The organism is Microbacterium oleivorans, from assembly GCF_001691565.1.
Lineage (GTDB): Bacteria > Actinomycetota > Actinomycetes > Actinomycetales > Microbacteriaceae > Microbacterium > Microbacterium oleivorans_B.
Genome location: NZ_MAYO01000003.1, coordinates 390639 through 403459, shown reverse-complemented (window position 1 = coordinate 403459; position 12821 = coordinate 390639). Strand labels below are relative to the sequence as shown.

11 protein-coding genes are annotated in these 12821 nt (G+C 68.7%); 3 read left to right on the top strand and 8 right to left on the bottom strand.

Translation table 11 applies throughout. The features are described 5' to 3' along the window. Positions 1–23 precede the first annotated feature (23 nt). Together BBA86_RS04720 and BBA86_RS04715 are read left to right on the top strand one after the other, a co-directional pair. Positions 24–1493 (top strand): alpha-N-arabinofuranosidase, encoded by a 1470-nt coding sequence (locus BBA86_RS04720; RefSeq protein WP_065570515.1) that lies wholly within the window; start codon positions 24–26, stop codon positions 1491–1493. Beyond that, positions 1490–3742 carry a beta-L-arabinofuranosidase domain-containing protein gene (locus BBA86_RS04715; protein WP_065570514.1) on the top strand — a complete coding sequence of 751 codons (2253 nt, stop codon included), beginning with the start codon at positions 1490–1492 and terminating at the stop codon, positions 3740–3742. The genes BBA86_RS04720 and BBA86_RS04715 overlap by 4 nt, the downstream gene beginning before the upstream one ends. Positions 3743–3752: 10 nt before the next feature. Here BBA86_RS04715 and BBA86_RS04710 read toward each other — a convergent pair whose 3' ends face one another. The 5 genes from BBA86_RS04710 to BBA86_RS04690 form a co-directional block, all read right to left on the bottom strand. Further along, entirely contained in the window at positions 3753–5063 is a 1311-nt protein-coding gene (locus BBA86_RS04710; protein WP_065570513.1) for a glycoside hydrolase family 27 protein, read from the bottom strand. 21 nt (positions 5064–5084) lie between these two features. Further along, entirely contained in the window at positions 5085–6368 is a 1284-nt protein-coding gene (locus BBA86_RS04705) for an ROK family transcriptional regulator (protein WP_065570512.1), read from the bottom strand. Between the two features lie 31 nt (positions 6369–6399). Next, positions 6400–7248, bottom strand: coding sequence for a carbohydrate ABC transporter permease (locus BBA86_RS04700; protein ID WP_065570511.1), 849 nt, complete (start codon positions 7246–7248; stop codon positions 6400–6402). Continuing rightward, positions 7245–8183, bottom strand: a complete 939-nt coding sequence (locus BBA86_RS04695; protein ID WP_189318421.1) for a carbohydrate ABC transporter permease — start codon at positions 8181–8183, stop codon at positions 7245–7247. Before BBA86_RS04695 ends, BBA86_RS04700 begins: the two co-directional genes overlap by 4 nt. A gap of 65 nt (positions 8184–8248) precedes the next feature. Then, a complete protein-coding gene (locus BBA86_RS04690) occupies positions 8249–9493 on the bottom strand; it encodes an ABC transporter substrate-binding protein (protein ID WP_065570510.1) in 1245 nt (414 codons plus the stop codon). Positions 9494–9681: 188 nt separating this feature from the next. Here BBA86_RS04690 and BBA86_RS04685 point away from each other — a divergent pair, with 188 nt between their 5' ends. After that, on the top strand, positions 9682–10911 hold the full coding sequence (locus tag BBA86_RS04685; protein WP_065570509.1) for an ROK family protein: 1230 nt from the start codon (positions 9682–9684) through the stop codon (positions 10909–10911). 148 nt (positions 10912–11059) lie between these two features. On the opposite strand, the gene BBA86_RS04680 is transcribed toward BBA86_RS04685, so the two are convergent. From BBA86_RS04680 to BBA86_RS04670, 3 genes are read right to left on the bottom strand one after another with little or no spacing between them, the layout of a single operon-like run. Next, positions 11060–12079 carry a hypothetical protein gene (locus BBA86_RS04680; RefSeq protein ID WP_065570508.1) on the bottom strand — a complete coding sequence of 340 codons (1020 nt, stop codon included), beginning with the start codon at positions 12077–12079 and terminating at the stop codon, positions 11060–11062. Continuing rightward, positions 12072–12293 (bottom strand): helix-turn-helix domain-containing protein, encoded by a 222-nt coding sequence (locus tag BBA86_RS04675; RefSeq protein WP_065570507.1) that lies wholly within the window; start codon positions 12291–12293, stop codon positions 12072–12074. The genes BBA86_RS04680 and BBA86_RS04675 overlap by 8 nt, the downstream gene beginning before the upstream one ends. Continuing rightward, the gene (locus tag BBA86_RS04670; protein ID WP_065570506.1) at positions 12293–12757 is read right to left on the bottom strand and encodes a DUF2975 domain-containing protein; all 465 of its coding nucleotides are present in this window, start codon (positions 12755–12757) and stop codon (positions 12293–12295) included. The genes BBA86_RS04675 and BBA86_RS04670 overlap by 1 nt, the downstream gene beginning before the upstream one ends. Between the last annotated feature and the right edge of the window lie 64 nt (positions 12758–12821).

Sequence of the window (12821 nt, the reverse complement as noted above, 5' to 3'; positions counted from 1 at the left end):
ACACCCTCGATGGAGAGAACCGTATGAGCCTCATCACCGCCACGACCCGCGCCCACCGCATCGACCGACGCATCTACGGCCAGTTCGCCGAGCACCTCGGCCGCGGCATCTACGAGGGCCTGTGGGTCGGCGAGCAGGACGGGATCCCGCACAAGAACGGCCTGCGGACCGATGCGATCGCCGCGCTGCGCGAGATCAAGGTCCCCGTGGTCCGCTGGCCGGGCGGCTGCTTCGCCGACGAGTACCACTGGCTCGGCGGCGTCGGGCCGACGGAGCAGCGTCGTGCGATGGTGAACACGCACTGGGGCGGGGTCGTCGACCCCAACACCTTCGGCACCCACGAGTACTTCGAGCTCCTCCACCAGCTCGACGCCGAGGCCTACGTGAACGGCAACGTCGGAAGTGGAACCGTCGCGGAGATGCAGGACTGGGTCGAGTACATGACCCTCGACAAGCACACCCCGATGGCCGAACTCCGCCGCGCGCACGGGCGCGACCAGCCGTGGAAGCTCCAGTTCTTCGGCGTCGGAAACGAGAGCTGGGGATGCGGCGGCAACATGCTCCCGCTCCACTACGCGAACCTCTACCGCCAGTACCAGACGTTCGTGCGCGACTACGGCGACAGCCACGTCGCGAAGGTCGCCTGCGGTGCGAACGCCGACGACTACGAGTGGACGGACGTCCTCATGGCGCGCGCCGCCGGGCACATGGACGCGCTCAGCCTGCACTACTACACGCTCCCGACGGGGGAGTGGGACGTGAAGGGCGCCGCGCTGAGCTTCGACGACGCCGCCTGGTACGACACCATCCACCGCACCCGCGCCATGGACACGCTCCTGCGGCGTCACGGCGAGATCATGGACCGCTACGACCCGTCGCGCCGCGTCGGGCTGTTCGTCGACGAGTGGGGCACCTGGTACGACGTCGAGCAGGGGACCAACCCCGGCTTCCTGTTCCAGCAGAACACGATGCGCGACGCGATCGTCGCGGCCGTCAACTTCCACATCTTCCACCGGCACGCCGCGCGCGTGCGGATGACGAACATCGCGCAGATGGTGAACGTCCTGCAGGCGATGCTCCTGACCGACGGCGCGCGCATGCTGAAGACCCCGACGTTCCACGCGTTCGGCATGTACGTCGACCACCAGGACGCCGAGTTCGTCGACACCGTCGACGACGGCGGGCGTCCGGGCGGCCGGGGCGGCGCGCACCTCGACCACACCGTCAGCGTGAAGGACGACGTCTACACCGTGAGCGCGGTGAACTGGGACCTCGAGGCCGAAGCCGAGCTGGCGTTGCGCCTGCCCGAACGCGTCGGCGAGGTGGTCAGCGCGCGCCTCCTGCACGCGGCGGCATCCGGTCACAACACGTTCGACGAACCGGATGCCGTCGCGCCGGTCGACTTCGGCGGCACCGTCGTCGAGGGCAGCGACCTCCGGCTCTCGCTGCCGCCGCGGAGCATCGTCACCGTCCGGGTGCGGACCGCGGGATGACAGGAGCGGAACCGCTGCCGCTCGGCGCCGTCACGCTGACGTCGGGGCCGTTCGCGCGAGCGCAGGAGCGTGCTCTGCGGACGGCCCTGGAGCTCGACCCCGATCGGCTGCTCGCGCCGTTCCGACGCGAGGCCGCCGTGCCCACCGGTCCCGGGTACGGCGGGTGGGAGGCGGAGGGGCTCGACGGGCACACGCTCGGGCACGTTCTGAGCGCGCTCTCCGCCCACGCCGCGGGAGGATCCGCGTCGGCGCTCGAACGACTCGAACTGCTCCTGACCGGACTCCGTGAATGCCAGGTGACGCTCGGGACGGGTTACATCGGCGGTGTTCCCGACGGCGTCGCCCTGTGGCGCGAGATCGAGAGCGGCCGGATCGAGCCGCAGACCTTCGACCTCGACGGACGCTGGGTTCCGCTGTACAACCTCCACAAGGTCCTGACCGGGGTCGTCGACGCGGCGGTGCACGCGGATTCGCCGCTCGGACGGACCCTCGCGGAGGAGTTCGTGGCGTGGTGGATCCGTGTCTTCACCCCGATCAGCGACGCCGATGTCGAGCTGATCCTCCGGACCGAGTCCGGCGGTCTCTCGGCGACCCTTGCCCGCTGGGCGGAGTACGCCGGCGACGAGGATGCCGCGACGCTCGCGGGCCGTCTCGCGGTGCGCGAGCTCTGGCAGCCGCTCGCCGCCGGTCGGGACCCGCTCGACGGATTGCACGCGAACGCGCAGATCCCGATCGTGGTGGGTCACGCTGTCCTCGCGCGCATCGGAAGGGGCGACGAGTTCGCTGCCGCGGCACGTACTTTCTGGACGAGCGTCACGACGCACCGGACGACCGTGATCGGCGGGAACAGCGTGCGAGAGCACTTCCCACCACGGGACGATTGGTCCAGCGTGTTCACGGCGCGCGAGGGGCCGGAGACCTGCAACACGGTGAACATGGTCGAACTCGCCCGCGAGCTCCACCGGCTCGACGGGGCCGACGAGCAGCTGGGGTTCATCGAGCGCGCGCTGAGCGCGCACATCCTGTCGGCGCAGCATCCCGATCACGGCGGCATCGTCTACTTCACCTCGCACCGGCCCGGCCATCACCGGGTGTACTCCCGCCGGGAGACGGGATTCTGGTGCTGCATGGGGACGGGCCTCGAAGCACCGGCCCGGTTCGCGGCCTCCGCGTTCGCCACGGCGCCGGGTCGATTCGACGTCGCCCTTCTGCTGGGTGCACGGGCCCGCTGGGGCGATGTGCTGATCGAGACGGAGACGGACCGGCCGTTCGGGGACGACGCGGCCGTGCACGTGACGGCGGCGACGCCGCAGACGTTCGCCCTGAGAGTCCGCGTTCCTGAGGGGGTAGACGCCGATGGCGTCGAGGCGCGCGTCGACGGCGCCGCGTTCCGGCCCGACTCCGACGGGTGGTTCCGCATCGATCGGGAATGGCGCGGGCGGACGACGATCCGACTCGCGCTCCCGTCCGTCATCCACGCCGTGGAGGCCCCGGATGGATCCGGGTGGGTTTCGCTCGTAGACGGACCGCGGGTCCTCGCGGAGCGTCTCGATGGGCCGCCGGTCGATCCGCTCGCGACAGACGCGCGCATGGGACACATCGCCCGTGGGCCGCTGCTCCCTCTCGCCGATGCACCCGTGCTGACGCCCGACGATGCGCGGACGTTCCGCCGCACGGACGGTGGCAACGTGGTGCTTCCGGCGACCGCGACGCGACGCGAGATCGTCCTGGAACCGTTCGCCTCGCTCCACGACGATCGCTACATCCTCGCGTTCCCGTACGCGGCGGACGGGGATGCCGACCGTCGCCGCGCTGCCCTCGTAGCTGAGGACGACCGTGCCGACGCGCTCGATGCGCGGACCGCCGACGTCGTCGCCTTCGGCCAGCAGCAGCCCGAGTCCGATCACGGACTGACTCTGACCGGCACGCAGTCCGGCTACGACGGCGGATCGCATTGGCGTCGATTCCACGCAGCGGCGAGCTTCGTCCTCCAGGACTGGGGCGCGGCCGCCGCCAGCCTGCGGATCGCATGGCTCGCCGACCCGGAGGCGCGGCATCTCCTCGTCAGCGTCGACGGCGTCGTCGTGACCGATCAGCTCATCCCGCCGTCGGCGGAAGCGGGCGTCGTCGAGATCGATCTGGCGGCCTTCGCCGACGGTCGCGCGCGATGGATCGTGGCCGTCGCCGGGGGAGACGAGGGTAGTCCGCGACTCACGGAGGCGCGGCTGATGCGCGCGCCTCTCTCGTAGGGCCGCGCGCTCAGCCGTCGTGGCGCCAGAAGACGCTGGCGTGCGGCGGGAGGGAGAGATCGACGGCGCGGGAGTCGGGCGCGACCCCGCGAACCGTCTCGGAACCGGTCCGTCCTGGTCGCGTCGCGATCGTCTGGCCCGTCCAGACGTCGACGATGCGACCACGTTCGGCGCCCAGGCCGAGATCTCGCACGTCCAGCGTCGTCGTGAGATCGTCCTCGGTCGTGTTCACGGCGGCCACCCACGTCGTGCCCGCGCCCGTCGCGCGCCACAGGACCAGTCCGCGCTCGCGACGGATCTCGCCGCTCGCGTCCGCGCGGGTCAGCAGGTCCACGAGAGCGGGGTTCCGCAGCAGCGCGATCGTCTCCGGGTCGGTGCTCGGAAGGTCCCCACCGAACATGAGTGGTGAACGCGCGATCGTCCAGAGCGCCAGCAGGCTCTGCCGCTCGGCGGCGGTGAGGGCGTCGTCGCGCGGTTCGCCGCGTTCGGCGCGGATCCCGATGCGCCCGAGCGGGAGCATGTCCGCATCGGGCCAGGCGCCGCGGCGCGCGTCGGGCGCCCATCGCGCCATCCGGCCGAGGTTGTCGACGACGTCCTCCCACCGGTCCCAGACGTCGTCGCAGATCCGCCACATGCTCGCGTGCGCGGCGAGATGGTCGAGGTGCGCGGCCGACAGGTCTCGGCCAGGGGACAGGCTCAGGACGATGTCCCGTTCGGCGCCCGCCACCGCGTCGCTGTACGCCGCGATGTCGCGTTGCTGGTAGGGCCACAGCATGTCGTCTGCCTTGATCAGGTCGACTCCCCACGAGTCGTACAGGGCGACGGTCGAGCGGTAGTACGCCCCCGCATCCGGGTGCCCGTGGTCGATGCCGACGAAGTGGGGATTCCACTCGCAGTCGTTCGCGGCGTCGGCGATGGCGGACAACGGCGTGGCGGTCCCGAGGAGATTCATCCCCTCGGAGAGTGCGCGACGGGGGATGCCGCGCATGACGTGCAGCCCGAATCGGAGGCCCAGCGCATGGATGCGGTCGGCAAGCGGCGCGAACCCCGCGCCTCCCGCCGCCGACGGGAAACGAGCGGGATCGGGCAGGAGCCGACCGTGAAGGTCCAGGTGCAGGCGCGCATCCGCGTTGTAGCCGTGCGAGCGCGCGTCGGGGTCGGCCCAATCCGCATCGATGACGATGGTGTCCCACCCGGCGTCGCGCAGATGCTCCGCCATGAAGTGGGCATTGGCGAGCACCTCGGCCTCGGTCACCGTCGTGCCGAAGCAATCCCAGCTGTTCCATCCCATGGGTGGGCGTTCGGGGCGCGCGAGGACCATGAGGCTCCTGTCGGTGGGTGATCAGCCGGCGATCGGCTGCGGAGTCTGCGGAAGAGGAGGAGGCGGGAGGGGATTCACCGAGACGATCGGCGCCGTCCGAGGCCGCGTACGACGAGCGAGAGCGCGTGAGTCGAGGTGGTTCTCGAATGCGAGGACGGCCATGCCGGTGGCGACGCTGTTGACCCGCACCGGCGAGACGCCGAGATCCAGGCGAGCCGCTGTCAACTCGGGCGCGCGCTCGGCGAGGGCGGCGCGGGTGTCCGGCAGCAGGGCGTGTCCCAGGGCCCACGCGGTCCAGCCGGTGAGCGTGAGCACCTCCGGGTTCAAGACGGCGACGATGTCGGACAGCGCGATCCCGAGATATCGCGCCGTACGAGCGAGCGTCTCGACGACGGCCGGGTCGTCGACCGCATCCCGAAGGCCGTGTACGAAGTCCCGCTGATGAAGACGGAGCAGGTCGTGCTCGGCATCCACCTCCTCGAGCGTGTGACGGATGCCGGGGACCCCGACGTACGCTTCGACGCATCCGCTGCGGCCGCAGCGACAGGTCCGCCCGTCGAGTTCGAGCACCGTGTGTCCCCATTCCCCGGCGGTGCTGGTTGCACCCCGCAGAACGCGTCCCTCGACGATGATGCCCGCACCGACACCCGTCCCGAGGTTGACGACGACCGCGCTCGACCGGCCCCGTGCCGTGCCGAACCAGATCTCCGAGTGCCCGACGGCCTGCAACGGGTTGGCCGTGACCACGGGGGTCGGCAGGTGCGGCCGTACGCGCTCCTCGAGCTCGCGGATGTGAGACGCCCACCCGTGGGGGGATGCCGCGCCCCAAGGTTCCCTCGTCACGATCCCCGGCAGACCGAGGCCCACGCCGAGGATCTCGTCGCGGTCCCTGCCGCCCCGGTCGAGTGCCTGATCCACCGCGCTCAGCAGTGCATCGGCGACCCGGTCGACGGACGACCAGGCTTCGTCGACGTCGACATCCGCCGCCCCGATCTCGGTGAGGGCGGCATTGAAGACGACCGCCCGGATGTAGGTCTCCGCCACGTCGATCCCGAGGAAGGATCCCCCCTCCCCGTCGATGCGGAGGACCGTCGTGGGCCTGCCGGTCCCCGCGTTGTCGGTTCCGGCATCCGCGATCAAGCCGGCCTCGCGCAGTTCGGACACGAGGTTCGAGACGGTCGCGGCACTCAGCCCGGTTGAGCGGGCCAGGTCCGTCCTGGTCGCCGTGCCGCCCACCACGAGAGCGCGGACGACCTCGCGGCGCGAGGCATCACGGATCTCACTCGAGGATCGCGTTCGGGTCATGGTCGTCACAGGTCACAGACCCGAGCGGGGCTCAGGAGCCCCCGAGGCCGGTCTCCGCGACACCGCGCAGCAGCCACCGCTGCAGCAGGATGAAGACGAGCAGGACGGGAATGGAGGCGAGGAACCCGGCGGCGAACAGCCCGGTGTAGTCGAAGGTCTGCGCCGTGATGAACGACGACAGGTAGACCTGCACCGTGAGCGCGCCGAAGCCGGTGCCCGCCACCACGAGCGGCCAGAGGAACGCGTTCCAGGCGCCGAGGAAACCGAGCACCGTCAGCGCTGCGGCGAAGGCGAGCGAGTTGGGGAGGACGACCCGCACGAAGGTGCCGATGTACCCGAGTCCGTCGAGCTTTCCCGCCTCTTCCAGTTCCTTGGGGAACGAGATGAAGAACTGCCGGAAGAGGAAGACGTTGAACGCCGTGAAGAGCGTCGGGATGACGATGCCCTGCAAGCTCTCGGTCCATCCCAGCCACGAGACGATCAGGTAGTTCGGCAGGAACGTCGTGGCGCTCGGGATGAGGAGCATCGTCACCGTCAGCGCCAGGAGCGGCTTCGAGGCCCGGTTCGGGATGCGGGCGAGCCCGTACCCGGCGAGGGCGCCGATGACGATCTGGCCCACGGTCATCGAGACGGCCATGATCGCCGAGGTCATGAGTGACTGGCCGAACCGTTCGTCGGCGAAGATCTCGGCGAACTTGCCCCAGTTGGGGTCCGAGGGCCACCACACGAAGGTCTTCGAGGTGACATCTTCCGGCTGTGAGACCGCCGTCTTGATCATGACGTACAGCGGCAGGAGGAACAGGAGAGCGAGGACGATGAGCACGGCGTAGCGCAGCGTCAACTCGACGCGCTTTCGTACGGGGTTTCCGACGACACTCATGAGGCACGTCCCTTCCGGGCGCCGCGGCGCGGAGCCTTCGTCTCGTCAGCGGCACCGAATCCGAAGAAGCGCGACTGCACGAGGGCGACGAGTACGACGATCGCCGTGACGACGAACGCGCCCGCGGAGCCCTTTCCGTAGTCGAGTTGCTGGAACGAGAGGTTGTAGATGTAGAGAAGTGGCGGGCGGACCGAGGGGATCGTTCGCACGAGGTTGTAGAACTCGTCGAACGCCTGGAAGGCCGCCACCAGAAGGAGGAGCATCACGGCCGCCGTCGTGGGACGGAGCTGGGGCCAGGTGATCGCGAAGAATCGCCGCGGACCTCGTGACAGGCCGTCGATCGCAGCCGCCTCGTACAAGGTTTCGGGGATCCGCTGGAGTCCCGCGATGAACAGCAGCATGTAGAAGCCGACCTGGAGCCACAGGCGGACGCTCACGATGACGACCCAGTAGTAGGGCGACTGGGTCAGCCAGGCGTCCACGGTGGGGAGACCGAGCGACGAGAGCACCGAGTTGGCGACCGACGACGTCGATCCGCTGAAGATGCCGAGCTTCCAGATCAGGGACGCGATGACGTACGAGAACGCGGTCGGCAGGAAGAAGACGGAGCGGAAGAAGGCACGCGCCACGGGGAGGTTCGCCACCAGCATCGCCAAAGCCAGCGAGACCACGAGGGTGGTCGGCACGACGAGGATCGCGAACACGGTGAACGACAGGAGCGACGACAGGAAGCTCGGGTCGGTCAGCAGCGAGACGTAGTTGTCGAATCCGACGAAGTCGGTGGGCGTGATGGTCGCGACGGCGCGCGTGAAGCTGAGATAGAAGCCCCAGAACAGCGCGATGATGCTGAAGATCAGCAAGCCGATGAAGAACGGGCTGACGAAGAGCCAGAAGGCACGGCGGGTGCCTCGGATCGGACGCCGGCGCCTCGGCACGGACGGCGGGGGAGTGGGCCGGTGGCCCGGGTCTGAGACCCGGGCCACCGGAGTGTTGAGCTGAGTCACTGGAGTGCGTCCAGCATGCCCTGCATCGTGGTCTGAGCCGCCGCCAGCTCGGACTTCGCGTCCGCGCCTTCGACGACGATGCGGTTGACGGCGTCGGTGAGCGCGGTGCTCATTGCGGGCGTGTAGTAGGGACCGCCGGTCCAGCCGTATTCGGTGGTCAGGTCGACGATGTCCTTCGCGATGCCGTCACCGAGGCTCTTGGCCTGCTCGCGCGCGGACTTCAGCGGCGGGATGTGGAATCCGTACTTGGTGCTGAACTCGATCTGCCAGTCGGTGTCGTCGATCCACTGCTTCTTGGCGATCTCCTTCGCCTTCTCGATCTTGCCCGACTTACCGGCCACCATCTCGTTCCACTGCGAGACGCCGACGATGGGCTGTCCGCCTTCGAGCGCCGGGACCGCGAACGCGCCGACGTCGTCGCCGAGCGCCTTCTTGAGGGCGGGGATGGCCCACAGACCCTGCCAGCTGATCGCGACATCGCCGGCGATGAAGGACGTCGGGTCCCACCAGTCGGTCGGTGCACCCATCAGGAGCGAGCCCGAGTCGTAGAGGTCGTGCGCCGAGGTCAGGGCATCGGCGAGCTGCGGCGAGTCGAGCGAGACCTTGGTGTTCTCGTCGTTGATGATGCCGCCGGGGGCCGCCGGCGGCAGGTTGGCGGCGAGGATGCCCGCGCCACCGTCGTTGCCGAGGAACAGGCCCTTGTGGTCGGCGTTCGTGAGCTTCTTGGCTGCCTCGACGAGCTCGTCCCACGTCTTGGGGACCTCGACGCCGGCCTCCTTGAACATGGAGGGCCGGTAGACGAAGAGCTGCGCATCGGTGATCATCGGGATGCCGTAGTACTTGCCGTCGATCGTGACGGGCTTGAGGGCGATCGGGAGGATGTCGTCCTTGACAGGCTCGACGATGTCCGTCATATCTGCGTACTGACCCTGTCGGGCTGCCTCGACGTTGATCGCGTTGTATTCGAACAGGTCGACGCCGCGGCCCGAGGCGAGGAGGGCGTTGACGCGCTGGGCGTAGTCACCCTCGACCCACTGCAGGTCGATCTTGGCGTCCTTGTAGTCGTCGGCCCAGCGGTTGACGGCGTCCTGGACGCCGTCTTCACCGTACTGGTGGTAGAACTGCGTGATCGGGCCGTCTGCACCGCCGCCCGCGCCGCTCGAGCATCCGGAGATCAACAGCGCGGATGCGCTGAGGAGTGCTGCTGTGACTGCGAGCTTGCGTCGCTTCTGGGATGTCATCCTTCTCGCCTCTCTGCGGGATGGTGACGGCGATACGGGTGTCCGATCGGTCCGCCGTCGCACCGATCGCCCTTAATCTAATGGTTAAAAGAAGGAGTGGTCTACCCCCGATATCAAACTGTGCTCCGTCTGGCAGTATTCAGGCATGCGCTCGCGCGTGATGACGCGGACGCAGAAGAGAGGACGCTGTGGTCGGTAAGAGGTCGTCGCGGGACATCCGCAGCGAGTCGCGGCTGGACGTTCTCCACGGGTTGTTGTCTGCGGGCACGTCGACCCGCAACGAGCTCGCCCAGACGACCGGGCTGAGCGTCGCCACGGTGGCGACGATCATTCAGGAACTGCGCGGTGAGGGCCTGGTGGTGGATGCCGGAAGCTCCGCGCTCGGGGCCGGAAGGCCGACCACGATGCTTCGCGTCAATGGGGAACGCGGCCGGATTCTCGGTATCGACGTCGCCGAGACGTACGTACGCGCGATCGTCTTCGATGCCAGCCTCGAGGAGGTCGGATCCGTCGAGGTGCCGATGGACGAGAGCCTGCCGTCGGCGACGAGTGTGACCGAGAGCATCGTTCGGGCCGTTGACACCGCGTTGCGCGAGACGGCGATCGAACGTGAGCGGGTCCTCGGCGCCGGAATCGCTCTGCCCGGTCTCATCAGCGCTGAGGAATCAGCGGATGCCGTGGCGCCGCGCTGGGCCGCCCGGAACGTGGAAGTGCTCCGACAACTGCGCGAGCGCATCGGCCTGCCGCTCGTCGTGGAGAACCCCCTGAAGGCGATCGCGACGGCGGAACTCTGGTTCGGCCGCGGACGGACGGCCGCGTCCATGGTGATCGCCAACCTCGGTACGGGCGTCGGTGCCGGCATCGTCCTGGAGGGCAAGATCCTCCGCGGCGCGACGCACAGCGCAGGGGAGTGGGGGCACGCCGTCCTCGTCCTCGACGGTCGGACCTGCCGGTGCGGCCGACAGGGGTGCGTCGAGGCGTACGTCGGTGCGCCCGGCATCCAAGTGACCCTCCGCGAGATCGCACCGGATCATGCGCTGGCCGTCGTCCCGCAGCGCGAGTTCATCGATGGCCTTGCGAGCGCGCACCGGCAACCGGGGGGAGATCCTGTCGTCGACGACGTGCTGGCACGGACCGCTCATTACCTGGGCGTCGCGCTCGGTGACCTGGCGGCGATCATCGACCCCGAAGTCCTGATGCTCACCGGCTGGACCGCGTGGACGTTGGGCGACGACCTGGTCGAGCCGACCAAGCTCGAGCTTCAGCGGCGAGCACCGGTGGGCGCGACGGCGCCCGTAGACCTCGGGGTGTCGACGGTGCGGGGCAGCTCGGTGGCGATCGGTATGGCGACGCTCGCGTTCGAGCGGTTCCTCGGCGACGTCGGCCTGTCCACGACGCGGTTGCCGCTCGCACTCTAGCTGCCGGACACCTCGCCGGAACGAGGACGTCCCCGTCTCCGACTGCGGCGTCGACCCGGCTCATCGCAACGGGTATCCCGACTTCGATGGGGAGTGTTCCCGCACATGAACGCCGGTCGAGTTGACATAATGTGCATTATCGGATGTCTTATCTATCTGCGAGACATCCTGTGGTGATCTCGCCGTGGATCGTCTCGTCGATCGTCGAACGGTCGGCGATACGGAGGGTGACCGTCGTGACTGGATCGAATCGGACGTCCGTCTGGATCGCACGATCGATCTCGTAACCGGCGGCATCCCACGCCGCAAGGATCTTCGTCAGTGACGTCGCGTTGTCCTCTGTCGTCAACGCGAACGTCAGCACCGATTGCGAGGCGCCGCGATCGCACGTCGTCCGCGTGGGCGCGGACGACGCCACGGCGCGGCCGTCCGTGCCGACGGCTCCGGGAACCGTAGCGAGTGTCGCCGCGTACATGCGTTCCAGCTCCGCTTCGGCGCGTTCCAGACTGACCGGTGTCGGCGCAGTCGGCGTCGGCGTCGGACGGTCCGCCTGGAACGTCGGACGCGTCTTCCCACACTCCGGCACGCGCCCCGTCAACTCAGGCACGGCCACGCCATCGCCCGCCGTGGTCGTCGAGACCCGGAGACTCCCGTCCGCCTCCGAAACGCCGTACGCGCCATCCTGGAACGGCGTCCCGCCATCCGCGTTCGAGATCGCGGCCACCCGCGTCGCAACGAGACCGTCCATGCGGTACAGCGAGCTTGAGCTCGACAGCCAATGGTTCTCCTCGCGGATGATGTAGCCGGTGTCGCATCCGTCATCATCGATGAGGGGTGACACGACGGTGGTCGGGAACGTCGCCAGGAACACACCCGCGCCGGCGACGACCACCGCTCCGGTTGCGACGACCCTCGCCCCGATCACGGCCGCGCGCCCCGCGATCCTCGTCGCTCGCAGGCTGAAGGCGAGGACGGCGAGGTCGATGAAGCCCAGCAGGATGAGGACGGCCAGGATCTGAGGCGAGTCCAGCGTCCCCACGAGAACCGTCGTGTCCCCACCTTCCTCGCTCGTCGACACTGCGACAGCAGTCATGGCCCCGGCGATGAGAATCGCCACCACCGCTGTGAGGACTCGGATGCCGACGGCCACGCGTCGCGCGTCAGCCATCGGCATCCTCGGCGGGCTCCCAGCGCAGCAGGTCGCCGGGTTGGCACTCCAACACCTCGCACAGGGCGTCCAGGGTCGTGAAGCGCACCGCTTTCGCGCGCCCGTTCTTCAGCACCGCGAGGTTCGCGGGCGTGATTCCGATGCGAGCAGCCAGGTCGCCCACGGCCATCTTCCGACGCGCGAGCATGACGTCGATGTCGACGACGATGGGCATCAGACCACCTCGTCAAGTTCGGATCGCATCTCGATGGCCTTGCGAAGGAGCGACTTCATCACCACGACGACGAGTGCCACTCCTCCGGTGGCCAGTGCCGCCCCGTAGATGATCCCGACGACCCCCGGCGCCACCTCGCCCGGTACCAGGAGTGTCGCAAACCCCGCAGTGAGGATCGCCGCGACCGAGATCGCCGCGATCACGACGTTCACGAAGCGGAATGCACCCACGGAGAAGACGGCGTCATCGGCGGCCATCGACACGAGCCTCCAGATGCAGATCGCGACGACCTGCAGACAGGCCAGCCACAGCCCGACGATGGCTACCGAGGTGATCCGCCAGGCCGGTGCAGCGCCCGAGAGGTCGCGCCAGACAGCGGGCAGGATGAGGACCTGGATCGCCAACGAGCCGGACAGGGACAACGCGATCGCGGCGCGCAGGGTGACGATCGTGGTGCGACTCATGATTGCCCTTCGATGTGGATCTATCGAAAAACGATATATCCTCGCAGGTTGTCCGACAAGAGAT

What these genes read in the sequence shown, in the direction of transcription:
- BBA86_RS04720 (WP_065570515.1), top strand. Translation starts at nt 24, where the DNA reads ATGAGCCTCATCACCGCCACGACCCGCGCCCACCGCATCGACCGACGC.
- BBA86_RS04715 (WP_065570514.1), top strand. Translation starts at nt 1,490, where the DNA reads ATGACAGGAGCGGAACCGCTGCCGCTCGGCGCCGTCACGCTGACGTCG.
- BBA86_RS04710 (WP_065570513.1), bottom strand. Translation starts at nt 5,063, where the DNA reads ATGGTCCTCGCGCGCCCCGAACGCCCACCCATGGGATGGAACAGCTGG.
- BBA86_RS04705 (WP_065570512.1), bottom strand. Translation starts at nt 6,368, where the DNA reads ATGACCCGAACGCGATCCTCGAGTGAGATCCGTGATGCCTCGCGCCGC.
- BBA86_RS04700 (WP_065570511.1), bottom strand. Translation starts at nt 7,248, where the DNA reads ATGAGTGTCGTCGGAAACCCCGTACGAAAGCGCGTCGAGTTGACGCTG.
- BBA86_RS04690 (WP_065570510.1), bottom strand. Translation starts at nt 9,493, where the DNA reads ATGACATCCCAGAAGCGACGCAAGCTCGCAGTCACAGCAGCACTCCTC.
- BBA86_RS04680 (WP_065570508.1), bottom strand. Translation starts at nt 12,079, where the DNA reads ATGGCTGACGCGCGACGCGTGGCCGTCGGCATCCGAGTCCTCACAGCG.
- BBA86_RS04675 (WP_065570507.1), bottom strand. Translation starts at nt 12,293, where the DNA reads ATGCCCATCGTCGTCGACATCGACGTCATGCTCGCGCGTCGGAAGATG.
- BBA86_RS04670 (WP_065570506.1), bottom strand. Translation starts at nt 12,757, where the DNA reads ATGAGTCGCACCACGATCGTCACCCTGCGCGCCGCGATCGCGTTGTCC.